At 69.1% G+C, this 22,811-nt stretch carries 23 protein-coding genes; 12 read left to right on the forward strand and 11 right to left on the reverse strand.

The window, feature by feature from the left end; genetic code table 11:
* Positions 1 to 1,849 (reverse strand): methyl-accepting chemotaxis protein (locus AC1DCG_RS18325; protein ID WP_477041596.1); only part of this gene is annotated, 1,849 nt, incomplete at its 3' end.
* Positions 1,850 to 2,128: 279 nt separating this feature from the next.
* On the opposite strand from AC1DCG_RS18325, the gene AC1DCG_RS18330 reads away from it, so the two are divergent.
* Complete coding sequence (locus tag AC1DCG_RS18330; protein ID WP_477028662.1) at positions 2,129 to 4,084, forward strand: sulfatase-like hydrolase/transferase; 1,956 nt, start codon at positions 2,129 to 2,131, stop codon at positions 4,082 to 4,084.
* A gap of 76 nt (positions 4,085 to 4,160) precedes the next feature.
* Here AC1DCG_RS18330 and AC1DCG_RS18335 read toward each other — a convergent pair whose 3' ends face one another.
* The 5 genes from AC1DCG_RS18335 to AC1DCG_RS18355 all read right to left on the reverse strand — a co-directional run bounded on the left by AC1DCG_RS18335 (position 4,161) and on the right by AC1DCG_RS18355 (position 8,383).
* Positions 4,161 to 5,348 (reverse strand): acetyl-CoA C-acyltransferase, encoded by a 1,188-nt coding sequence (locus tag AC1DCG_RS18335; protein WP_165262567.1) that lies wholly within the window; start codon positions 5,346 to 5,348, stop codon positions 4,161 to 4,163.
* A gap of 111 nt (positions 5,349 to 5,459) precedes the next feature.
* Positions 5,460 to 6,185: a TPM domain-containing protein gene (locus AC1DCG_RS18340; protein ID WP_477037144.1), complete on the reverse strand. Its 726-nt coding sequence runs from the start codon at positions 6,183 to 6,185 to the stop codon at positions 5,460 to 5,462.
* A complete protein-coding gene (locus AC1DCG_RS18345; protein WP_477028664.1) occupies positions 6,185 to 6,886 on the reverse strand; it encodes a TPM domain-containing protein in 702 nt (233 codons plus the stop codon). Before AC1DCG_RS18345 ends, AC1DCG_RS18340 begins: the two co-directional genes overlap by 1 nt.
* Positions 6,886 to 7,698, reverse strand: coding sequence for a TPM domain-containing protein (locus tag AC1DCG_RS18350; RefSeq protein WP_477028689.1), 813 nt, complete (start codon positions 7,696 to 7,698; stop codon positions 6,886 to 6,888). Before AC1DCG_RS18350 ends, AC1DCG_RS18345 begins: the two co-directional genes overlap by 1 nt.
* A gap of 37 nt (positions 7,699 to 7,735) precedes the next feature.
* A complete protein-coding gene (locus AC1DCG_RS18355) occupies positions 7,736 to 8,383 on the reverse strand; it encodes a LemA family protein (protein ID WP_165262561.1) in 648 nt (215 codons plus the stop codon).
* Positions 8,384 to 8,527: 144 nt separating this feature from the next.
* Between AC1DCG_RS18355 and AC1DCG_RS18360 the strand changes: the two genes are divergently transcribed.
* From AC1DCG_RS18360 to AC1DCG_RS18405, 10 genes are all read left to right on the forward strand, one after another.
* On the forward strand, positions 8,528 to 8,953 hold the full coding sequence (locus tag AC1DCG_RS18360) for a hypothetical protein (RefSeq protein WP_477028665.1): 426 nt from the start codon (positions 8,528 to 8,530) through the stop codon (positions 8,951 to 8,953).
* A 404-nt stretch (positions 8,954 to 9,357) separates the two neighbouring features.
* Positions 9,358 to 9,678: a DUF8200 family protein gene (locus AC1DCG_RS18365; protein ID WP_477028666.1), complete on the forward strand. Its 321-nt coding sequence runs from the start codon at positions 9,358 to 9,360 to the stop codon at positions 9,676 to 9,678.
* Positions 9,679 to 9,827: 149 nt separating this feature from the next.
* Entirely contained in the window at positions 9,828 to 10,079 is a 252-nt protein-coding gene (locus AC1DCG_RS18370) for a hypothetical protein (protein WP_477028667.1), read from the forward strand.
* Positions 10,080 to 10,297: 218 nt separating this feature from the next.
* Positions 10,298 to 10,852 carry a F0F1 ATP synthase subunit delta gene (locus tag AC1DCG_RS18375; RefSeq protein ID WP_165262555.1) on the forward strand — a complete coding sequence of 185 codons (555 nt, stop codon included), beginning with the start codon at positions 10,298 to 10,300 and terminating at the stop codon, positions 10,850 to 10,852.
* A 61-nt stretch (positions 10,853 to 10,913) separates the two neighbouring features.
* On the forward strand, positions 10,914 to 12,446 hold the full coding sequence (gene atpA / locus AC1DCG_RS18380; RefSeq protein ID WP_165262553.1) for a F0F1 ATP synthase subunit alpha: 1,533 nt from the start codon (positions 10,914 to 10,916) through the stop codon (positions 12,444 to 12,446).
* 35 nt (positions 12,447 to 12,481) lie between these two features.
* The gene (locus tag AC1DCG_RS18385) at positions 12,482 to 13,357 is read left to right on the forward strand and encodes a F0F1 ATP synthase subunit gamma (RefSeq protein WP_165262551.1); all 876 of its coding nucleotides are present in this window, start codon (positions 12,482 to 12,484) and stop codon (positions 13,355 to 13,357) included.
* A 52-nt stretch (positions 13,358 to 13,409) separates the two neighbouring features.
* Positions 13,410 to 15,032 carry a F0F1 ATP synthase subunit beta gene (gene atpD / locus AC1DCG_RS18390; protein WP_165262549.1) on the forward strand — a complete coding sequence of 541 codons (1,623 nt, stop codon included), beginning with the start codon at positions 13,410 to 13,412 and terminating at the stop codon, positions 15,030 to 15,032.
* Positions 15,032 to 15,283, forward strand: coding sequence for a hypothetical protein (locus tag AC1DCG_RS18395; protein WP_165262547.1), 252 nt, complete (start codon positions 15,032 to 15,034; stop codon positions 15,281 to 15,283). The genes atpD and AC1DCG_RS18395 overlap by 1 nt, the downstream gene beginning before the upstream one ends.
* The gene (locus AC1DCG_RS18400) at positions 15,283 to 15,546 is read left to right on the forward strand and encodes an ATP synthase F1 subunit epsilon (RefSeq protein ID WP_165262545.1); all 264 of its coding nucleotides are present in this window, start codon (positions 15,283 to 15,285) and stop codon (positions 15,544 to 15,546) included. Before AC1DCG_RS18395 ends, AC1DCG_RS18400 begins: the two co-directional genes overlap by 1 nt.
* Before the next feature lie 331 nt (positions 15,547 to 15,877).
* Complete coding sequence (locus AC1DCG_RS18405; protein WP_477037147.1) at positions 15,878 to 16,564, forward strand: hypothetical protein; 687 nt, start codon at positions 15,878 to 15,880, stop codon at positions 16,562 to 16,564.
* Positions 16,565 to 16,770: 206 nt separating this feature from the next.
* On the opposite strand, the gene AC1DCG_RS18410 is transcribed toward AC1DCG_RS18405, so the two are convergent.
* The 4 genes from AC1DCG_RS18410 to AC1DCG_RS18425 form a co-directional block, all read right to left on the reverse strand.
* Entirely contained in the window at positions 16,771 to 17,520 is a 750-nt protein-coding gene (locus tag AC1DCG_RS18410) for an alpha/beta fold hydrolase (protein WP_477041597.1), read from the reverse strand.
* Positions 17,521 to 17,576: 56 nt separating this feature from the next.
* Positions 17,577 to 18,950: an alpha/beta hydrolase gene (locus tag AC1DCG_RS18415; RefSeq protein WP_477028670.1), complete on the reverse strand. Its 1,374-nt coding sequence runs from the start codon at positions 18,948 to 18,950 to the stop codon at positions 17,577 to 17,579.
* A gap of 105 nt (positions 18,951 to 19,055) precedes the next feature.
* Positions 19,056 to 19,547 carry an RNA pyrophosphohydrolase gene (locus AC1DCG_RS18420; protein WP_477028671.1) on the reverse strand — a complete coding sequence of 164 codons (492 nt, stop codon included), beginning with the start codon at positions 19,545 to 19,547 and terminating at the stop codon, positions 19,056 to 19,058.
* Positions 19,544 to 20,722 carry a divergent polysaccharide deacetylase family protein gene (locus AC1DCG_RS18425; protein ID WP_477028672.1) on the reverse strand — a complete coding sequence of 393 codons (1,179 nt, stop codon included), beginning with the start codon at positions 20,720 to 20,722 and terminating at the stop codon, positions 19,544 to 19,546. Before AC1DCG_RS18425 ends, AC1DCG_RS18420 begins: the two co-directional genes overlap by 4 nt.
* A gap of 199 nt (positions 20,723 to 20,921) precedes the next feature.
* On the opposite strand from AC1DCG_RS18425, the gene AC1DCG_RS18430 reads away from it, so the two are divergent.
* The gene (locus AC1DCG_RS18430) at positions 20,922 to 21,071 is read left to right on the forward strand and encodes a hypothetical protein (RefSeq protein WP_477028673.1); all 150 of its coding nucleotides are present in this window, start codon (positions 20,922 to 20,924) and stop codon (positions 21,069 to 21,071) included.
* 252 nt (positions 21,072 to 21,323) lie between these two features.
* Here AC1DCG_RS18430 and AC1DCG_RS18435 read toward each other — a convergent pair whose 3' ends face one another.
* Positions 21,324 to 22,715 (reverse strand): S41 family peptidase, encoded by a 1,392-nt coding sequence (locus AC1DCG_RS18435; protein WP_165262533.1) that lies wholly within the window; start codon positions 22,713 to 22,715, stop codon positions 21,324 to 21,326.
* Between the last annotated feature and the right edge of the window lie 96 nt (positions 22,716 to 22,811).

Below are 22,811 nucleotides of genomic sequence, written 5' to 3' on the forward strand. Positions count from 1 at the left end.
CCGGGGGCGGCGCGGCCGCGCGGCGGGTCGAACCGCCGCCGGCCGAGGCGCGGCGGGCTTCGGCGCCCGAGACCTGGAAGCGCGAGATCATCTGCATCAGGCCGTTGGCCTCGCCCTTCAGGCTGTGGCTGGCCGCGGTCGACTGCTCGACCATGGCGGCGTTCTGCTGAACGGTCTGGTCCATCTGGTTGACGGCGGCGTTGACCTGGTTGAGGCCGGTGGCCTGCTCCTGGCCCGAGGCCGCGATCTCGCTGACCAGGGCGTCGATCTCGCCGACCTTGCTGACGATGGCCTGCAGGGCCTCGCCGGTCTGGCCGACCATCGACACGCCCTGATTGACCTGCTGGCTCGAGGTCGAGATCAGGGTCTTGATCTCCTTGGCGGCCTCGGCCGAGCGCTGGGCCAGGGCCCGCACTTCCTGGGCGACGACCGCGAAACCCTTGCCGGCGTCGCCGGCGCGCGCGGCTTCCACGCCGGCGTTCAGGGCCAGCAGGTTGGTCTGGAAGGCGATCTCGTCGATCACGCCGATGATCTGGCTGATCTCGGTCGAGGACTTCTCGATCTGCTGCATGGCGTCCACGGCGCCCTTGACGACGACGCTGGAGCGTTCGGCGTCGGCGCGGGTCGAGCCGACCACGCGCGAGGCTTCCTGGGCGCCGGTCGAGCTGCGGCGGACGGTGGCGGTGATCTCGTCGAGGGCGGCGGCGGTCTCTTCCAGGCTGGCGGCCTGCTGCTCGCTGCGGCGCGACAGGTCGTCGGCGGCCGAGGCGATCTCGTCGCTGCCGGCGCCGATGCCGTTGGCCGCGTGGACGATGGTGCGCATCGCCTCTTCCATCTGGGCGATGGCGCCGTTGAAGTCCGATTGCAGGCGCTTGTAGTCGGCCGGGAAGTCGGCGTCGACGCGATAGGTCAGGTCGCCCTCGGCCAGGCGGTTCAGGCCCGTGGCGATCTCTTCCATCACGAAGGCCTGTTCCTTGGCGGCGGCTTCGCGGACCTGTTCGTTGCGGCGGCGCTCGGCCTCGGTCTCGGCGGCGGCGCGCTGCTGGGCGGCTTCGGCGGTGCGCAGGGCCAGAGCGTTGTCCTTGAACACCTGGACCGAGCGGGCCATGGCGCCGACTTCATCACGGCGCTGGGCGCCGTTGACTTCGACGTCCACCGAACCCTGGGCCAGGATTTCCATGGTCTTGGACAGGCTGATCAGCGGGCGCGAGATCTTGCTGCGGCCGATCCACACGGCGTAGGCCAGGGCGGCGGCGGCCGACAGAACCCCGAACAGCAAGGTGATGATGACGCCAGTCGAGGCGTCCTTGCGGGCCTTCTCCACGATGGCCTGGGTCTCGGCCGAGTGCTTGTCGGTCCAGGTCGAGACGTCCTTGGTCAAGCCGGTGATGTCCGGATCAATCACGGCCATGACCATGATCGCGGCTTCGTTAGCGTCCTGCAGGCCCAGGTCCGCGCCCTGGCGGCCGCTGTCGTAGACCTTCTTGAAGCGGTTGCGGAAGGCGGCGATGTCCTTGGCGGTCTCCGGCTCGGCCTTGACGATGGCGTCGAGGCGCTCGTTGCCGGTCTTGAAGTTTTCGTCGATTTCCTTCGAGGCCGTCTGGGCCGCTTCCGACGAGCCGCTGTTGGCGACGGTGCGGTAGGCGGCGTAGCCGATGGCCGAGACGCGACGATTGAAGCGAGCCGATTCCAGTTCGGCCGGCGCGCGCTGCTCAACGATCCGCACCACGGCGGTTTCAAGCTTCTTCTGCTGCCATACGCCCACGCCCACGCAGGCGACGGCGACCACCGCCAGCACGATGGACGGCAGCATCACCTTGGTGGCGATCTTCAGATCGTCGAGCTTCATCAGGGGTGTCCCGCTTTCAGCGTCCTCGGCGCGCGTCGGAACGCGGCCGGAGGTGTTTCATCTTCGGACGGCACAAAGCGGGGTGCGCGGTAAAAGCGTGGTTAAGCGCGGTGTTTTCGGCAACTCGCGCGACTCCTTGTCGCAGGGCGAACGGCGATTTTTCCGGCTGGCGGCGGGCGGGCGAAAGCTGCGTTCTGTGAAGGCGAGCACAGTCGTGTCACAACTTTGGCGTCAGTTTCCCGACATTCGGGGCCGACAATCGCCCGAGGGGAGGCCGATATGACCAAGCGACCCAACATCCTCTTGATTACCTGCGACCAGTATCGCTTTCCGCGCTTTTCCTACGGCGAGGCCCATGGCCTGGCCGAGGGGCTGAAGGATGTGCTCGGCTTCCAGCCGCTGAAGCCGGAAAACGACTACATCAAGCACTTTCCCGGCCTTGCCGCTCTGCGCGACAACGCCGTGCTGCTGGCCAACCACACCATCGCCGCCAGCGCCTGCACGCCCAGCCGCACGGTGATCTATACCGGTCAGTACGGTACGCGCACCGGCGTCACCCAGACCGACGGCCTGTTCAAGAGCGGGGATTCGCCCAACTTTCCCTGGCTGGCGGAAGGCGGCATCCCGACCCTCGGCAACTGGATGCGCGAGGCCGGCTACACCACCCACTATTTCGGCAAGTGGCACGTCAGCGACCCGGCCCGCCATACGCTGGAGGACTTCGGCTTCGACGACTGGGAGGAAAGCTGGCCCGAGCCGCACGGGGCGGCGATCAATAATCTGGGCCTCTATCGCGACGCGGGCTTCTCCGACACCGCCTGCGCCTTCATCCGCCGCCAGGCCCTGGCGGTGAACTACGACCGCGCCGTGGCCACCGCCCAGTCGCACGACCCGTACGCCTCGGGTCCCGATCCGGCGAACCTGAAGCCATGGTTCGCCGTGGCCTCGTTCACCAACCCCCACGACATCGCCACCTATCCGGCGGTGATCGGACAGGCCCTGCCCACGCCCGACGGCGGCGGCGTGCAGGGGATCTTCAATCCGCTGACCGTGCCGCTGCAGGGTCAGGCGACGCCGCCGCCGACGGCGGGTACGGCGACCATCCCGCTCAATCCCGGCGGTTTCGACCCGGACTGCGGCCACGTGCCGCCGACCTGGGACGAGGACCTGTCGACCAAGCCCTCGGCCCAGCACGACTACGCCTGGAAGATGGGTCTGGCGCTGAACGCCAAGACCGGTTTCAACGTCGCGCGCGGCATGGGGATCACCGATACCGACAAGGCCCTGGAGGCGGCGGCCGACATCGCCCTGCAGGGGCCGATCCCGTTCCAGCTGACCAGCGACCCGCGCGGCGGGGTCAAGGCCTTCGTCCAGCTCTATGGCTGGCTGCACAGCGTGGTCGACGTGCACATCGCCGCGGTGCTGGAGACGCTGGAGGCCACGGGCCAGGCCGACAACACCATCGTCGTCTTCCTCACCGACCACGGCGAGATGGCCGGCGCCCACGGCATGATGCTGGAGAAGTGGCACACCGCCTATCAGGAGGTGCTGCACGTGCCGGTGGTCGTGCGCTTCCCGCCGGGCCTCGCGCCCCAAGGCCTGCCCGACGGGGTTCCGCTGGCCAAGGAGGCCCTGACCAGCCACGCCGACATCGTGCCGACCATCCTGGGCCTGGCCGGGGTTGGCGAGGCCGAGCGCGACGCCATCGCTTCCGTGCTGGCCAAGACCCGGCCGACGCCGCCGCTGCCGGGCGCCAACCTCGCGCCGCTGATCCGCGGCGAGACCGACCGGGTGATCGAGCCTGACGGTAACGAGCGTCTGGGCGTGCTGTTCATCACCGACGACGAGATCACCGCCCCCTCGCCGCCGCTGAACAACCCGCACAACACCAAGTGCGAGAAGGAGTACGCGGTGTTCGACGCGGCGGTGGAGAAGGTGCGCAAGGGCAACCCCGCGCGGCCGCCGGTCGATATCGCTCCCGGCTCGGTGCGCCAGCCCAACCACGTGCGTTCGGTGCGCACCCTGACCCACAAGCTGACCCGCTATTTCGACCCGTCGGGCCGCGTGAGCCAGGAGTGGGAGATGTACGACCTGGTCGCCGACCCCAACGAGACGACCAACCTCGTCCATGTGCAGGTCGATCCGCCCAAGGCGCGGCTGGACCCGGCGCTGCAGCCGCAGGTCGACCGCCTGGCGGCCCTGTTGGCGGCGCTGGAGGCGCGCGACCTCAGCTGAGGACGCCCCGAAACGACATCACCCCGGAGGTCCGCCTCCGGGGTGATGCGATTTCATCTCTTCGTCCTGATCGAGATCAGAAGATCTCGAACAGACCCGCCGCACCCATGCCGCCGCCGATGCACATGGTCACGACGCCCAGCTTGGCCTTGCGGCGCTTGCCTTCCAGCAAGAGGTGACCGGCGCAGCGGGCGCCGGTCATGCCGAAGGGGTGGCCGATGGCGATCGAGCCGCCGTTGACGTTGTACTTCTCGGGATCGATGCCCAGGCGGTCGCGGCTGTAGAGGCACTGGCTGGCGAAGGCCTCGTTCAGCTCCCAGATGTCGATGTCGTCGACCTTCAGGCCGTGGCGTTCCAGCAGGCGCGGCACGGCGAACACGGGGCCGATGCCCATCTCGTCGGGCTCGCAGCCGGCGATGGCGAAGCCCTTGAACAGGCCCAGCGGTTCGAGGTTGCGGCGGGCGGCCTCCTTGGCCTCCATCACCACCACGGCGGCGGCGCCGTCCGACAGCTGGCTGGCGTTGCCGGCGGTGATGAAGTTGCCCGGACCCTTGACCGGCTCCAGCTTGGCCAGGCCTTCGAGGGTGGTTTCAGGACGGTTGCACTCGTCCTTGGTGACGACGTAGTCGACCAGGCTCTCTTCCTTGGTCTCCTTGTTGACCACCTTCATCTTGGTGGCCATCGGCACGATCTCGTCGGCGAACAGGCCGGCGGCCTGGGCGGCGGCGATCCGCTGCTGGCTGCGCAGCGAATATTCGTCCTGGTACTCGCGGCTGATCCCGTAGCGCTTGGCGACGATGTCGGCGGTGTCGATCATCGCCATCCACAGGGCCGGCTTTTCCTTCATCAGCTTGTCTTCGGTGATGTGGAAGCGGTTCATGTGGCCCCCGCCCTGCACCAGCGAGATCGACTCCACGCCGCCGCCGATGGCCACCGGCGCGCCGTCGTTGCGCACGTAGTTGGCGGCGGTCGCGATGGCCTGCAGGCCCGACGAGCAGAAGCGGTTGACGGTCTGGCCCGAGGTGGTGACCGGCAGGCCGGCCCAGATGGCGGCGTTGCGGGCCACGTTCATGCCGGTGGCGCCTTCGGGACCGCCGCAGCCCAGCACCACGTCTTCCACTTCCGGCCCGTCGAGGCCGGCGCGGCTGACCGCGTGCTGGATGGCGTGGCCGGCCATGGCCGCGCCGTGGGTGTTGTTGAAGCCGCCGCGATTGGACTTGGCCAGGCCCGTCCGGGCGTAGGAGACGATGACCGCTTCGCGCATGGCGCTTCTTCCCTGTTTAAACGTTAGTTTGAATTTCCGGCACCGTAGGCCGGAAATTCGCCGGGGGGAAGATCACGTAAGCGTAAGGCGCCGCGCGGGCTCTCCGGAGGTTCAGCCCGAGTAGCGGCCCCACTGGATCCCGACCTTCTGCTTGCGCCGCAGGTGGGGCGGCAGCCGAGCCTCGATGCGGTTCAGCCAGATCCCGCCGCCGATCAGCAGCAGCAGGCAGACGGCGATGACGCCGGCGCCGACGCCGCTGGCCGCCTCGTCCTCGTTGACGCGGGCCTGCAGGCGTTCGTCGGCGGCCTGGGACAGGCGGCGAGCTTCCTCGTCGGGCAGGGACAGCTGGCGCAGCGCGGCGTCGGCGCCGACCAGCACGGCCCCGGTGGCGTCGGCCTGGCTCACGAGCCCGTCACCCACCCTCTTGCGATGGACGGCGTCGAGCAGTTCGGCCCCCACGCCCTCGCCGAACACGCTCGCCAGGTCGTGGCCGACGACGATCGCTTCGCCGCCGTTGTGGGCGCCGATCACCAGGATGACGCCTTTGGCCTTGTCCGCCGGCGAAATCGCCCAACCCTGCTCCAGGAAATCGGCATGGTCTTCGATCGAGAAGCGGCCGGGATGGCCCAGCACCACGACGGCCAGCCGACGGCCGGTGCGCCGTTCCAGGTCGGCGATGCGATGCTTGAGGTCGCCGGCCTGTTGCGGCGACAGGACCTCCACCTGTTGGACGAGCGATCCGTTCCAGGTTTCGAAGCGAACGTCGTCCGAGGCATGGGCGCGCGACGCCAGGGTCAGGACCGCAACGGCGGCCAGGGCGAGAAAAGGTCGGATCATCAGCTCAGTATGGTCGGGGCGTCGGGCAGCTCGTTGCGGTTGTCGCCGCCCGTGCGCGGGGCGTGCTCGGCCAGGATCGCGCCGGCGCGGCCGACGGCGGCGACGAAGCCGTCGGCGGTCTGACCGGCCTTCAGGCCCGCTACGAGGTCGGCGACGACGCCGGACCAGGCGTCCTTGGGGGCCAGGCCGTGGACGCCCTCGTCGGCCAGCACCTCGACGCGATGCTCGGCCAGGGCGGCGAAGATCAGCACGCCGGTGCGGCCTTGCGTGGCGCGCAGGTCGCTGGACAGGAAATAGTCCATGGCCGCGCGCCGCACCCGTTCGGCCGGGCTCTCGCCGGTGGGCAGCCGGGCCCGCAGCGGCGGGATCGACAGCACGGCGGCCGCCAGGGCGAACACGGCCGCCTGCAGGGTCAGATAGACCAGCAGGGCCGACAGGATCGCGCCGTCCTGGGCGGCGGCGTGGCCGACGCTCCAGCCGCCGAACAGGCGGGTCAGCCACTCGGGCCGCAGGCCGGCCAGCAGGCCGAAGGCGGGCAGCAGCAGGGCCGCGCCCGCCGCCCAGGCCAGGACGGGAGCGGAGCGGTCGGGCTCGATGCGCGGCGCGATCACGCAGCGGATCTCGCCGATCGTGCCGGCCTCGGCGGCGCGCACGGCGTCGGCGATGCGCAGCTGGTCGGGGCGGGAAAGAATGTCGCTCATCACCAGCTCCCCGAGGATCCGCCGCCGCCGAACGAGCCGCCGCCGCCGGAGAACCCGCCGCCACCGCCGCCGCTGCTCCAGCCGCCGCCTCCGCCGCGGTTGCTGCTGCTGGTCAGGGCGTTGATCAGGATCCAGGGCAGGGCCTCGCCCACCGCCGAACCCAGGCCGCTGCGGCGATAGCGGCGACGGCCGAACATCGCCCGCAGGATCATGATGGCCACGATGAAGACGATGAAGATCGCCACCACCGGCACGCCGCCGCCGTCGTCCTGTCGCTCTGCATCCGCCGCCTGGGCGACCTGGGCCCTGGCCTCGCCGTCGGGCAGCGACAGCTGCTTCACCAGGGCGTCGGTCCCCGCGACGATGCCGCCTTCCATGTCGCCGGCCTTGAAGCGCGGCAGGATGGCGCTCTGGATGATGACGCTGGACAGGGCGTCGGTCAGCACCGGCTCCAGGCCGTAGCCGACCTCGATGCGGACCTTGCGCTCGTTGGGCGCGACGATCAGCAGGGCGCCGGTGTTCCTGTCCTTCTCGCCGATCCCCCAGGCGCGGCCCAGCTGGTAGCCGTAGTCCTCGATCTCGTAGCCCTGCAGGCTGGACAGGGTGGCGACCACCAGCTGGCGGCCGGTCTGCTTCTCCAGCGTCGCCAGCTCGTCGGTCAGCTTCTGCTCGGCCGCCGGCGACAGGATGCCGGCCTGGTCGACGACCCGGCCGCTCAGCGGCGGAAAGGTCGGGGCGGCGAAGGCGGCGGCGGCGAGAAACAGGACGACGAGAAAGGCGAGGGGAGCGGCCAGCCAGCGCCTCCCCCGCATGCGGGGGAGGAACTGGGCCGAGGCGAGGTTCGTCACCCTAATGCGCCGGCGCCGGCTGGGCCGGGGCGGCGGGCGCGGCCGGGGCGTCGAAGCTGACGGTCGGGGCGGTCTGGGCCGCGGCCGAGGCCTCGAACAGCTGGGCCGGCTTCTGCCCGCCATAGACGGTCTTGGCCCAGAGGATGGTCGGGAAGGTGCGCAGGCTCGTGTTGTAGACCCGCGCAGTCTCGTTGTAGTCGCGCCGCGCGATCGTGATGCGGTTCTCGGTGCCTTCCAGCTGGCTCTGCAGGGCCAGGAAGTTCTGGTTCGACTTCAGGTCCGGATACTGCTCCTGGATCACCATCAGGCGGCCCAGCACGCCGGTCAGCTGGTCCTGGGCGGCGGCGTACTTCTGGAAGGCGGCCGGGTCGGTGATGGTCGAGGCGTCGACCTTGACCTGGGTGGCGCTGGCGCGGGCGGCCGTGACCGAGGTCAGGACGTCCTTTTCCTGGGCGGCGTAGCCCTTAACGGTGGCCACCAGGTTGGGGATCAGGTCGGACCGGCGCTGATACTGGTTCTGCACCTCGGCCCAGGCGGCCTTGGTCTTCTCGTCCTGAGTGGGGATGGTGTTGATCCCGCAGCCGGCCAGGGTCACGGCCAGGGCGGCGGAGGCAAGGGCCAGGCGGGCCGGCGAACGCAGCTGCGACATGAAGGCTCCCTCGTGGGGCGGCTCGCGGCCGCCGATCGCATTTATATGGCCCCGTCTCCGGCTCTCGTCATCCGCGTATCGGATTTACTCGCGTCCATCCGGGGCTTAACTTCCTTTTGAGGAGACGGGCGCAGGATCGCCGCCATGATCCTGATGGTCGCCTTCGCCCTGGTGGGAGCCCTGCTCGGGCTCTTCTGGCGCCCCCGCTTCCTGGGGGTGGTCATCGCCGTGGTCTTGGCCGCCGTCATCCAGGGCGTGGCCGCCTGGTCGCTGCAGATCCTGTCCGAGCAGGTCAATCGCGAGCATCTGCTGACCCAGCTGCACGCCGTCTTCGGCGAGACCGCCATCGACTTCGCCGGGCCGGTGCTGGCCGCCGCCGTTGGCGCGGTGTTCGCCGCCCTGCTGGGCGGCCTGACCGACGCCCGCCGTCCGCCCGTGGTGGTCACCGCCGACGGCATCCGCCGCCAGGCCGGCAAGGACGGCCGTTTCGCCCGCATGGACGGCATGGTCCAGGACCGGGCCATCCACGCCAAGGCCGAGAGCCGGATCGACTCCATCCTGGGGCTGTAGAGCGCCGAGCGCGCTTTACTTCCCTGCCCGTCATTCCCGCCCTTGTGGCGGGAACCCCTCTGTCAGCCGCAAGGACGGGAGGGGCGGCGCGCCGAGCACGCCGTTGGCGCTTCACGTGCGGGCGGAGCCAGGGTTTCCCGCCACGAGGGCGGGAAAGACGGGATATCGGGGGCCTCTCGGTCGTCCCTACGCCCCAAAAATCTCAGTTTCGAAAAAATATGCGCACGCGAACGAAAATCGGCTTGCGCGATTTCTGAACGCTGATATCTAAGCAGTGCTTAGTTCGGTTTCGCGACGCCGGTGGGGATAACTGGCGTCCACATCCCACGAGACCGACCGGCCAGTACAGCTTAAGCCGCGATCATCGATCTTTCCATCATCCCCGAAGCTGGAGGGCTTTTCCCATGAAGCTCCGCGCCCTGGCGGCTGTCGCCGCCCTGTCCGTTTCCGCGCTCGTCGCCGCACCCGCCCTGGCCGATGGCCGTCTGGCGGTCATCCTCGAAAAACCCGTCTCCGCCAAGACCAAGATCGTCGCCGGCGGCGCGGTCTTCGTCTGCGAGGACGCCGCCTGCGTGGCGACCTCGGCGCCCTCGCGGGCTCTCAGCGTCGCCTCGTGCAAGGCGCTGGCGAAAGAAGCCGGCCGCGTCTCGGCCTTCGGCGGCGACGCCAAGGCCCTGGCGGCCGAAGAGCTGGAGCGCTGCAACGCTTCGGCCAAGGCGGCCTGATCCCGCTCTATTCGTAAGCGTACCCGGAGACGTCTTTCTCTCTGGCTGTTTCCTCGACCATTCGCCTGATGGGGCGGCGGATCGCTTCCGCCGCCCTTTTTCTTTGTCCTGTCTTTCGTCTTTGTCCGCGCAGGGATTAGATCGTCGCCATGACCCAGCCGCTGATCGTCCAACTCGAAGACGCCCTGCGACAGGCGGCCGGCGTCGACGCCGCGCCGGTGTCGGTGACGATCGACTATGCGGGCCAGGATGGGGCAGGCCTGGGCGGCGCGGGCCTTTCGGCGCGCGGCTGGATCGAGCGGGCCACTCGCAGTCTGGTGTTCGCCCAGGCCGAGGCGCGCGCCGCCGACGGGACCCTGGCCGGAGCGGCCTCGGGCGTGTTCCGCCGCGTCAACGTCTGACGGATAAACACATTTTTTCGCGAACTTGGCCGAACACGATCACCTCGGCTTGGTTGCGACTGCGAACACCCCGTGTTATCAGGCGCCGGGCTTCGGGAAGGGCAGCGTGAATGCGCGGGCCGCCCGTGCGCTTTTCTCAAGCGCGATCAAGTCTTTAAGCCGGGGAGAGGGGGGAGCTTCTCTTCCGCGGCGATTGCAACGCACACCGGGCGGAACAAGTGGCGGACGAAACCAAGGCGACGGATGCGGGTCAGCGTTATGCGCAGTCCCTGTTCGAACTGACGATCGAAGGCGGCAACCTGGCGAAGGTCGAAAGCGACCTGAAATCGCTGAAGGGCATGATCGCCGATAGCGCCGACCTGCGCCGCCTGCTGGATTCCCCCGCGTTCTCGGCCGAGGACAAGGCCAAGGGCCTGACCGCCGTCGCCGTGAAGGCCGGTTTCGACCTGCTGACCGCCAAGTTCCTGGGCCTGATCGCCACCAACGGCCGCGCGGTCGAACTGGTCGGCGCGATCAACGCCTTCGTGGCCCTGTCGGCCAAGCACCGCGGCGTGGTCGCCGCCGAGGTCACCTCGGCCGCCCCGCTGAGCGCCGCCCAGCTGAAGGCCGTCACGGCCGCCGTGTCGAGCGCGCTCGGCCAGACCCCCGAAATCTCGACCCGCGTCGACCCGTCCATCCTGGGCGGCGTCAAGGTGCGCGTCGGTTCCCGACTGTTCGACGCTTCGGTTCGTTCGAAGCTCGATTCCCTGAAATTCGCCCTCAAGCGCGCCTAAGCGTATAACCGCGCAAAAACGTACGTACGCAGAGAGCCTCAAGAAAGAGCCCGACCCAGCCATGGATATCCGCGCCGCCGAAATCTCGGCCATCCTCAAGTCGCAGATCGCCAACTTCGGCGAGGAAGCCGCCGTCTCGGACGTCGGTCAGGTCCTGTCGGTGGGTGACGGCATCGCCCGCATCTACGGTCTGGACAACGTCCAGGCCGGTGAAATGGTCGAGTTCCCCAAGGCCGGCGTGAAGGGCATGGCCCTGAACCTCGAGCGCGACAACGTCGGCGCCGTGATCTTCGGCGCTGACGCCGAGATCAAGGAAGGCGACGAAGTCCGCCGCCTCGGCGAGATCGTCGACGTGCCGGTCGGCAAGGGCCTGCTGGGCCGCGTCGTCAACCCGCTGGGCGAGCCGATCGACGGCAAGGGCCCGATCCAGTACACCGAGCGTCGCCGCGTCGACGTGAAGGCCCCGGGCATCATCCCGCGCAAGTCGGTGCACGAGCCCGTGCAGACCGGCCTGAAGTCGATCGACACCCTGATCCCGGTCGGCCGCGGCCAGCGCGAGCTGATCATCGGCGACCGTCAGACCGGCAAGACCGCCGTCGCCGTCGACACCATCCTGAACCAGAAGGCCGCCAACGCCGGCAAGGACGAGAGCGCCAAGCTCTACTGCGTCTACGTCGCCATCGGCCAGAAGCGTTCGACCGTCGCCCAGATCGTCAAGACGCTCGAAGAGCAAGGCGCCCTGGAATACACCATCGTCGTGGTGGCCTCGGCCTCGGAGCCGGCCCCGCTGCAGTACCTGGCCCCGTTCGCCGGCTGCGCCATGGGCGAGTGGTTCCGCGACAACGGCCTGCACGGCCTGATCATCTATGACGACCTTTCCAAGCAGGCCGTCGCCTACCGCCAGATGTCGCTGCTGCTGCGCCGTCCGCCGGGCCGCGAAGCCTATCCGGGCGACGTGTTCTACCTGCACTCGCGCCTGCTGGAACGCGCCGCCAAGCTGAACGAAGACAACGGTTCGGGCTCGCTGACGGCTCTGCCGATCATCGAAACCCAGGCCAACGACGTGTCGGCCTACATCCCGACCAACGTGATCTCGATCACCGACGGTCAAATCTTCCTGGAAACCGACCTGTTCTACCAGGGCATCCGCCCGGCCGTGAACGTCGGCATCTCGGTGTCGCGCGTCGGTTCGTCGGCCCAGATCAAGGCCATGAAGCAAGTCGCTGGCGCGATTAAGGGCGAGCTCGCCCAGTATCGCGAAATGGCCGCCTTCGCGAAGTTCGGCTCGGACCTGGACGCTTCGACCCAGAAGCTGCTGGCCCGCGGCGAGCGCCTGACCGAGCTGCTGAAGCAGCCGCAATACGCGCCGCTGTCGGTCGAAGAGCAGGTCTGCGTGATCTACGCCGGCACCCGCGGCTATCTCGACAAGATCCCGACCTCGTCGGTGCGTCGCTTCGAGACCGAGTTCCTGGCCCGCCTGCACAGCGCCCATCAGGACCTGCTGACCGGCATCGCCACCAAGAAGGCCCTCGACAAGGACCTGGAAGCGTCGCTGAAGAGCGCGCTCGACAGCTTCTCGTCGACCTTCGCCTAAGCCCCCTCGGAACCGCTCGGAGAGAGTAGCGCCGAATGGCCAGCTTGAAGGAAATGCGCAATCGGATCTCGAGCGTCAAAGCGACGCAAAAGATCACGAAGGCGATGCAGATGGTGGCGGCTGCCAAGCTGCGCCGGAGCCAGGACGCGGCGGAAGCCGCCCGTCCGTACGCCCGGCGTCTGGCCAGCGTCATCGCCAACCTCGCGACCGGCGTGTCGGGCGACGGCGCTCCGGCGCTGCTGGCCGGCACCGGCCGGGACGATCGTCACCTGGTGGTGGTGGCCGCGGCCGACCGCGGCCTCGCCGGCGGCTTCACCTCGTCGATCGTGCGCGCGGCCCGCGCCCACATCGACGGGCTGATCGCCCAGGGCAAGGACGTGAAGATCGTCTGCGTCGGCAAGAAGGTGACCGCCCAGCTGAAGCGCCCGTACGGCGACAAGGTGGTGGATAACTTCGACCTGTCGTCCTACCGCCAGCTGACGCTGTCGGTGGCCCAGCCGATCGCCGACGTCGTCACCAAGCTCTACGAAGCCGGTGAGACCGACGTCGTCACCCTGTTCTACAGCCGCTTCAAGTCGGTGGTGCAGCAGGTCCCGACCGCGCTGCAGCTGATCCCGGCCGTGGTCGAGGGCGGCGAGCCCGCGTCCGGTCCGGCCGCGGTCTACGAGTACGAGCCCTCGGAAGAGGCCATCCTCGAGACCCTGCTGCCGCGCAACCTGACGGTCCAGATCCTGTCGGCGCTGCTCGACAACATGGCCGGCTTCTACGCCAGCCAGATGACGGCGATGGACAACGCCACGCGGAACGCGGGCGACATGATCAAGCGCTACACCCTCGAGTACAACCGTTCCCGCCAGGCCCAGATCACCAAGGAGCTGATCGAGATCATCTCCGGCGCCGAAGCCGTCTGATCTAGCCTAACGCCAAAAACGCACGCAGAGACGCACGAAAGACCCGCACGCCATGGCCAAGACCCCTGCTAAGGCTCCCGAAGCCGCCGCTGAAAAGCCGGCCGCCGCCAAGAAGCCCGCCGCCACGAAGGCCGCCGCCGCCCCGGCCGCTGCTGCTGCTCCCAAGGCTCCGGCCGCCAAGAAGCCGGCCGCCCCGAAGGCCGCCGCTGCTCCGAAGGCCGCTGCTCCCGTCGCCGGCGAAGCCACCGGCAAGCTGGTGCAGATCATCGGCGCCGTCGTCGACATCGAGTTCACCGGCGCCCTGCCGGCCATCCTGAACGCCGTCGAGACCACCAACCAGGCCACCGGCCAGCGTCTGGTGTTCGAAGTCGCCCAGCACCTGGGCCAGAACACCGTCCGCGCCATCGCCATGGACGCCACCGAAGGTCTGGTCCGCGGCCAGCCCGTGCGCGACACCGGCGAAGCCATCCGCGTTCCGGTCGGTCCGGGCACGCTGGGCCGCATCATGAACGTCATCGGCGAGCCGATCGACGAGCAGGGCCCGATCCAGTCGGACCTGTCGCGCCCGATCCACCGCGACGCCCCGACCTTCGCCGAGCAGACCAACACCGCTGAAGTGCTGGTCACGGGCATCAAGGTCATCGACCTGATGTGCCCCTACACCAAGGGCGGCAAGATCGGCCTGTTCGGCGGCGCCGGCGTCGGCAAGACCGTGACGATGCAGGAACTGATCAACAACATCGCCAAGGCTTACGGCGGTTACTCGGTTCTGGCCGGCGTGGGCGAACGCACCCGCGAAGGCAACGACCTCTATCACGAGATGATCGAGTCGAACGTCAACGTCGACCCGAAGGCCAACAACGGCTCGACCGAAGGCTCGCGCTGCGCCCTGGTCTACGGCCAGATGAACGAACCGCCGGGCGCCCGCGCCCGCGTCGCCCTGACCGGCCTGTCGATCGCGGAATACTTCCGTGACGAAGAAGGCAAGGACGTGCTGCTGTTCGTCGACAACATCTTCCGCTTCACCCAAGCCGGCGCCGAAGTGTCGGCTCTGCTGGGCCGCATCCCCTCGGCCGTGGGCTATCAGCCCACCCTGGCCACCGAGATGGGCAACCTGCAGGAACGCATCACCTCGACCAACAAGGGTTCGATCACCTCGGTCCAGGCCATCTACGTTCCCGCCGACGACCTGACCGACCCGGCCCCGGCCGCTTCGTTCGCCCACCTGGACGCCACCACCGTTCTGTCGCGCGACATCGCCGCCCAGGCCATCTTCCCGGCCGTCGACCCGCTGGACTCGACCTCGCGGATCATGGACCCGCTGGTCATCGGCGAAGAGCACTACACCGTGGCTCGCCGCGTCCAGGAAGTCCTGCAGCAGTACAAGGCCCTGAAGGACATCATCGCCATCCTCGGCATGGACGAGCTGTCGGAAGAGGACAAGCTGATCGTTTCGCGCGCTCGCAAGATCTCGCGCTTCCTGAGCCAGCCGTTCCACGTCGCCGAGCAGTTCACCAACACCCCGGGCGCCTTCGTCGAGCTGAAGGACACCATCCGCTCGTTCAAGGGCATCGTGGACGGCGAGTACGACCACCTGCCGGAAGCCGCCTTCTACATGGTCGGCCCGATCGAGGAGGCCGTCGCCAAGGCTGAAAAGCTGGCGGCGGACGCCTGATGAACGAGGAAGACGGCGATCTCGGCCACTTCTGCTGCGAGGAGCTGGAGGACGCGGTGTCTTCGGACGCCGAGGCCTCCCTCATCGAGCACGACAGCGGCCTGATCCTGTTGAACCTGGGTCAGCGGGAAGCCGATGGTGAGACGGGCACGGTCCTGACCACCATCCGCTTCTGCCCGTTCTGCGGCACCGAGATCCAGACCGACGAAGACATCGAAGCGGCCCTGGGCGCCGTGGAGACCTACGACTGATGGCCAAGCTGCACTTCTCCCTCGTCGCGCCTGAGCGCGAACTGTTCTCGGCCGATGTCGACCAGGTCGACGCGCCGGGCGCGGAAGGCGATTTCGGCGTCCTGCCGAACCACGCCCCGTTCATGACCACGCTGCGCGAGGGCCGGGTGACGGTGCGCGACGGCTCGACCGTCAAGCTGTTCGACATCCAGGGCGGCTTCGCGGACGTCGGTCCCGACGGCTTCACGATCCTGGCCGAACACGCCGTGGAAGTGGCCTCGTAAGAGCCGCTTCTCTCGGAAGACTTGAGAGCGCCTCCATCCGAAAGGGTGGGGGCGTTTTCTTTTGTTCCCTCTCCCCTTGTGGGAGAGGGTGGCCTTGCCAAGCAAGGTCGGGTGAGGGGTCTCTCAGACCTCTCCGGACAAGCCTTTGGACCCCTCATCCGACGGCCTTCGGCCGCCACCTTCTCCCGCAGGGGGAGAAGGATCGAAGCTCTCGATCGAAAAAATTACGTTTGTGACCCCATCCCCGCCGTAATCGGCCACCATAAGGGTTGCGAGGGAACGCTTGTCGGTTTTAATGCCGACCTCCAAGTCTCTAGGGGATATCCGACCTATGCGCCTTGCGCTCGCCAGCCTGATCGCCCTCGGCGTCGTTTCGACCGCCGTCGCCCAGGAGCAGCCCGCTCCCGCCGCCGCCCCGGCTCCCGCCCCGGCCGCCGCGCCCGTTGATCAGGCCGCGCCTGCCGATCAAGCCGCGCCCGTCGTCCCGGCGCCCGCCGCCGGCACCCCGGAAGCCGCCGCCGCCGCGGCCGCTCCGGAAGCGGTGCGTCCGCCGCCGCCGACCGATCCGGTCTCGGTGAAGATCCTCAGCGTCCTCGACACCATCTGCAAGCCGGCCGTCGTCGGCGGCGACTTCAACGCCCTGGCCAAGGCCGCGGGCTTCAAGAAGAAGAAGGACCTGTGGACCCTGGACCTGGGCAAGCCCTACCAGATCGTCCTCGACAACCCGGGTTCGAACAAGAACGTCTGCACCCTGAACGTCCAGCACGCCCAGGGCCCGGACCAGGCCCAGCACCTGGCCACCGCCCTGCACGACTGGGCGACCTGGGAGAACAGCCCGCAGCTGAAGCTGATCCGCAACGACCAGCTGGTCACCGACGTCAAGCGCCTGACCGTGACCTGGGACAACAACGCCGCCGGCGGCAAGGCCGGTCTGGTCTACGTCCGCGTCAAGAAGCTGGACGACAGCTCGGTCGGCAAGAACTTCGAACAAGCCCAGATCCTCTACACCACCCAGTGATGGTCAGCGGCTCGTCGAGCTGAAACGCGAAAGGCGCGGAGGGTGACCTCCGCGCCTTTTTCTTTGGAACCTCCCCCTCTGGGGGAGGCGGCCGAAGGCCGGAGGGGGGACGTTTTCAGCTCTCGCGGCGGCGGATCAGTCTTGCGACACGCCCCCCACCGATCGCTGCGCGATCGCCTCCCCCAGAGGGGGAGGTTCCTTGTGGATCAAGCCGCCGCCCGATCCTCCGCGGCGATGAAGTCCAGGCACAGCGCCGCGACGGCCTCCCAGCCCGGCTCGCCGGGCAGCCAGTGGCTCATCTCGGGGAACTCGTGGAACGCCCCGCCCAGGCGGGCGGCGGTCTGGCGGACGGTGGCGGGCGGATGAACGACGTCCTGGCCGCCGGCGATGGCCAGCACCGGGGCCTTCACCGGGCCGGGGCTGGTGGTCATGAACGGGTCCAGCCACCAGTTGAGCGTCTCCCACAGCGCCCGGCCGCTTTCGGAGGTCATGCGGGCATAGAGCGCCCGGCGCTTTTCGCGCGGCAGGCGGTCGAGGCTGTAGCGGCGCACGACGCCGTAGTCGGGCGCGATGGCCTGCAGCCAGTAGGGGCCCAGCGCATAGAGGCTGACGGCCGAGACCGCTTCTTCCAGGCTCGCGCCATGCACGCCCCAGGGCGGGGAGGGGGCCAGCAGGATCAGGCGCTCCACCGGCGCGCGGCCGGCGGCCAGCTGGGCCACCAGTCCGCCCATGGAGTGGCCGATCAGGATCGGCGGCCGCTCGCACGTGCGGATCAGGCGGGCGATCTCGCGGGCGTAGTCGCTCATCGACAGGCCGACGACCGAGCCGCMGGGGCCGCGCCCCGGCAGGTCGGGCGTGAGCACCTTATGACCGGCGGCCTCGAACGGCTCTCGGAAACTGTCGAACGTCCAGCCGCCGCAGAAGGCGCCGTGGACCATGATCACCGGAGCCTTCACGCCCGCCTCTTAGGTCAACTCCGCCCGTGTGACTGATACGAGCGTTTCAATGGAGCCTACACGCTCTTCTTGCCGCGTGGCGAAGTTTTGGCGGGCGTCGTTGTCGCAGGCTTGGGTTTGGACGCGGGCTTGGCGGCGGCCTTGGGCTTGGCGGGCGCCTTGGCGGCCGGGGCATTGGCTTCCGTCGCCGGCTTGGCGGGCGCGGCCTTGGCCTTCGGGGGCTTGGCCGCAGGGGCGGCCTCGGGCGCCGCCTTGGCTTTCGCGGGGGGCTTCGCCGGAGCCTTCGCAGCGGTCTTGGCCGGTTCCGGCGCGGGCGCGGGCTTTGCGACCGCCTTGGCCTTTGGAGCGGCCTTGGCGGGGGTCTTGGCCGGTTTGGCGGCCGGGGCGGGCGGGGCTTCCGCGGGAGGCGCCGCCTTGGCCTTGGCGGGCGCCGCCTTGGCAGGAGCCTTCGGCTTGGGCGCGGCCTTCGCCGCCGGCTTGGCGGCCGGTTCGGCGACGACGGCCTTGGCCTTGCTCGGCGTCTTGGCCTTGGTGGGGGCGCGAGGCTTGGGCGCCGGCTCCACGGCCGGCGCGGCCGCCGGTTCGGGCGCTGCGGCGACCGGAGCCGGGGCGGGTTCGGGCTTGGCCTTGGGCGGGGCGGCCGAGGCCGGGCCCAGGCCCTTTTCCGACAGCCAGGACTGCACCGCGCCCAGCAGGGCCTCGCTGCCCGGCTCGTCGATCAGCCAGTGGGCGTGGTCGGGATACTCGCGATAGTCGGCCCCGGCGTACTTGCGGCCGACCAGGCGGACGTCCTCGACGGGCGTGGTGCGGTCGCGCGCGCCGGCCAGCACCAGCACCGGCACGGTCACCTTGGCGGCGTCGACATGCACGGTGCGCGAGGGATCGCGGTCGGGATAGGCCAGGTCCTGCAGCACCCGGCCCGAGTCGTAGACGGCCGTGGCGTAGAGGGCGTCGTGGCGGGCGGTCGGCACGGCGTTGACGACGCCGAACTTGAAGCCGGTCTTCCACATCTTCACCGGCTTGGGCGCGCCGCCCTGGGTCAGCACGGCGTTCAGGAAGGTGATGATCGGCGACAGCTTGGGCTTGCCGCGCGCGTCGGCCGGCGAGGCCGGCGCGAACAGCACGATGCCCGAGGCCAAGCCGCTTTCGGCCAGCTTCTGGGCGATCAGCCCGCCCATCGAGTGGCCGAAGACGATCGGCTTCACCCCGTCGCGGGCGGCGGTCACGGCGGCCGCGGCGCTCAGCTCGGCGACATAGTCGGCCAGGGACAGGCCGGCCAGGTCGGGCGAGGGCGGCCCCGCCGTGCGCAGGGCGGGCCGGATGGTCGGTGTTTCGACCGCGTAGCCCGCCTTGCGGAAGGTCTCGGCCACCGGCGCCCAGCTGTCGCCGGTCATGCCGTAGCCGTGGATCATCAGGATGGTTCTGCTCAAGCCCGCGCCTCCGAACCTCTTCAGGTCTAACGCGCGACAGCCGCCGAAACCGCTCACACTTTCGGCTATCACGCTACAAAGGGCCGGCGCGCTGAGCCTTCGGTGTCAGGCGATGCGCGCGAACCCCGAGAAAGCGGCGACCATTCGTTCGTAGACGCCGCGTTTGAAGGGTACGATTAGTTCGGGCGTTTCGTCGAGAGCGCCCCAGCGCCAGGCGTCGAACTCGACGTCGCCATGCGCCGCCAGGTCGATCTCGCCCTCGTCGCCGGTGAAGCGGAAGGCGAACCACACCTGCTTCTGGCCAAGGTACCCGCGCGCGCGCTTGGTCCCCATGAACTCGGGCGGATAGTCGTAGGTCAGCCAGCCTTCGGTGCGGCCCAGCAGCTGGGCGGACTTCACGCCGGTCTCTTCGTAGAGCTCGCGGCGGGCGGCGGTTTCCAGGTCCTCGCCCTCGTCGACGCCGCCCTGCGGCAGCTGCCAGTTATAGGGCGGCTCCTGCTTGTGGCGCATGCCCAGCCAGACGCGGCCGTCGGTGGGATGGAAGAGGGCGACGCCCACATTGGGGCGGTAGAGCGAAAGGTCGATCTGGGCGGTCATCGCTTGGCGATAGCCGAAGCCGGCGCCAGTTGCACGCCCCGCGCATTGAGGCCGCCGGCCCAGTTGCGCACCTGGCTGATCGTCACCGGATAGGCGAAGCCCACGCCCAGCGACTGGCCGCGGGCGCTGGCGCCCGATTCCAGGGCCCGCAGCTGGCCCTCGATGGCCTCGGCCGACAGGTCGTCGTCGATGCCGCGTTCGGCCGAGGCGCGCGGGATAGGGCCGCCGCGACGGGCGGCCGCGCCGTCGTCGACGAAGGCCAGGCCCCGGGCCTTCAGCGCCGTGGTGAAGGTGGCCATGGCCGGGTCGGAATCCAGGAACTTCGAGCCCAGATAGTTGGTCAGGCCGAAATAGCCGGTGGCGCGCGACATCAGCCATTCCAGCTTGCGCACGGTCTCGTCGGGGCGGTTGGCGGCGATCAGGGTGTAGGGGCCCGGATCGTTGGCCGGATAGTCGTTGGGCTCCATCGGCGTCTCGAGCAGCACCTCGTGCCCGTGCGAGCGGGCCAGGTCGATCCAGCCCTGCAGCCCTTCGGCATAGGGGGCGAACGACAGGGTGATCTCGGGCGGCAGGGTCTCGATGGCGGCGCGGGTGGTCTGGGCGTTGAGGCCGAGGCCCCCGATCACCAGGGCCACGCGCGGGCGGCCGTCGGGCGTGAACGGGCGGGCATAGGCTTCGGCGACCGTGCGGCCGTCAGGCGCGATCACCGGCAGAGGGCCGCCGCCAGGGCCGGGAACCGACAGGCCGGGCAGCGGGGCCTGGACCAGGGCGCCGCCCGACGGGGCGGGCGCGGCGGCCAGGTCCGTGAAGTCTTCGGGCGCGGCGTCGGCCTGGGCGTGACGGGCGAAGGGCTGGGCCGACAGGTCCATCTGGCCGGGCAGCAGCGGGGCTTCCTCGGCGCCTTCGGTCGAAAGCGCTTCGCGCCAGCCGTCCGGCGCGCCCTTGGTGGCGCCGATCTCCGACAGCGACAGGCGGATGACCGGGGCGCCGGCCTTGGGGTCGCCGGTGACCAGCACCAGCACGGCCAGGCTCAGCAGGAACAGGAAGGCCGCGCCGCTGGCGCCGATATAGGGATTGGCCGCGGCCGCCATCAGGCGCGCGCGCAGGTCGCCGCCGTCGGCGGGTTCGGGCGCGGCGGCGGTGTAGGCGGGCTTGCGGGAGAACACGGCGGCCATGGGATGGGCTTAGCGGGCAAGCTTCCAAGATATGGTTAACAGGGTTCGCCCAAACCTGCGGCGAAATGGCGGATCGCTGCTTTTCTCAGCGAAGCGCGGCGCGGAAATGACCGACAGGCGAGGTTGAGCGCAAAAGCGATGGCGAGACCTTCCCGCCGGCCGATCCTCGGGCGCAAGCTTCTCGTGAGGAGACCTCGCCATGAGCCTGACCGAGTTCGCCCGCTTCTCCGATCCCTCGCGCGCCGAAGACCGCGCCGTGTGCCTGGCCGCCGTGCTGCGGGCCGGGGCGGGATTGGCCGTAGGGTTGGCTGGGGTGATCCTCGCCGCCGTTGCGATGGGGATGGCCTGACGAAAACCTCTCCCATAGGGAGAGGGAGGGGCCCGCGCCGGAGGCGTGGGAGGGTGAGGGGCTAGACCGCCTGCGGCCCCATCACTCTTCGACCCAGCCTCATCTGGATAGGCTTAAACCCCTCACCCTCCCATGCTGCGCATGGGCCCCTTCCTCTCCCTTTGGGAGAGGTTTTAAGGAAGCGGGAGAGGTCCCAAAGAAAAAGCCGCCCATCTTTCGACGGGCGGCTCGTTCTCGCGGGCTCGAAAGCCCTTACTTCTTCTCGACCGGAGGCTTGCCGCCGGCGGCCGCGGCCTTGGCGGTGACCTCGGCGATCTTCGGCTGCGGCTTGGGCAGCTTCGGCACCGCCTCGACCGAGCCGGCCTTCAGCACGGCCAGGGCGCGCGACAGCTGGAAGTCGTCCTTCTTCTCGTCGAAGCCGGCCGGCGGCGCTTCGGCCGGCACGTGGGCGCCCTTGCGGGTCTTGCCCTCGTCGGCGTTGAGCGCGTTCTTGAAGCTGGCCTCGCTGAACCACACGCGGTTGGCGATGTCCTGGGCCTGGTCCTTGGTCTGGGCCACTTCGAGGTCGGGCTCGATGCCGGTCTTCTGGATCGAGCGGCCCGACGGGGTGAAATAGCGGGCCGTGGTCAGCTTCAGGGCGCCGTCGGCGCCGCCGCGCAGCGGGATCACGGTCTGGACCGAGCCCTTGCCGAAGCTGGTGATGCCGACGAGCTCGGCGCGGTGGCGGTCCTGCAGGGCGCCGGCGACGATTTCAGCGGCGGACGCGGAGCCCTGGTTGATCAGCACCACCATCGGCAGGCCGTTCAGGATGTCGCCCGGGGTGGCGTTCAGGCGCTGGATGTCGCGCGGATTGCGGCCGCGCTGGCTGACGACCTCGCCGCCTTCCAGGAACAGGTCGGCCACGCCGCGCGCCTGGTCGAGCAGGCCGCCCGGATTGTTGCGCAGGTCGAAGACCAAGCCCTTCATCTTGGGGTTCTTGGCCTGCAGGTCCTTGATCGAGGCCGACAGGGCGTCGGTCGACTTCTCGTTGAAGCCGGGCAGGCGCACGTAGCCGTAGTCGCCTTCCATGCGGGCGATGGCGGCCTTGGGCTTGATGACCTCGCGCACCAGCTTGACGTCGAACGGGTCGGTCTTCTCGCGGGCGATGGTGATGGTCACCGTCTCGCCGGCCGGGCCGCGCATCTGCTTGACGGCCTCGTTGACCGTCAGGCCCAGAACCGACTGGCCGTTGACGGCCGTGATGTAGTCACCGGCCTGGATCCCCGCGCGATCGGCGGGCGTGCCGTCCATCGGCGAGATGACCTTGACCACGCCTTCCTCGCTGGTGACCTCGATGCCGAGGCCGCCGTACTCGCCGCGCGTGGTGTCCTGCATGTCCTCGAAGCTGTCGGGCGACAGGTAGCCCGAGTGCGGGTCGAGGCTGGTCAGCATGCCGTCAAGTGCGGCCTCGATCAGCTTCTTGTCGTCGACTTCGGTGACGTACTGGTCCTCGACGGTGGCGAGCACGTCGCCGAACAGTTCGAGCAGCTTGTAGGTCTTGGCTTTCTGCGAGGGGATGGTCGCTTGGGCGATCGGGCTGACATAGGCCATGGTCCCCGCGCCGAGGACAAAGGCCGAAACACCGATGAGCAGGTACTTGCGCATAAGGCCTGAAAGGCTCCCTTGCGGCGCGGGCGCCGCGTCCGATACTCAAGAGCGGCGTGAACGCCGCGTTCGATAGTCCGGCCCCGTCCATCCCCG

The sequence above is a fragment of the Caulobacter sp. 10L414 genome, from assembly GCF_056395525.1.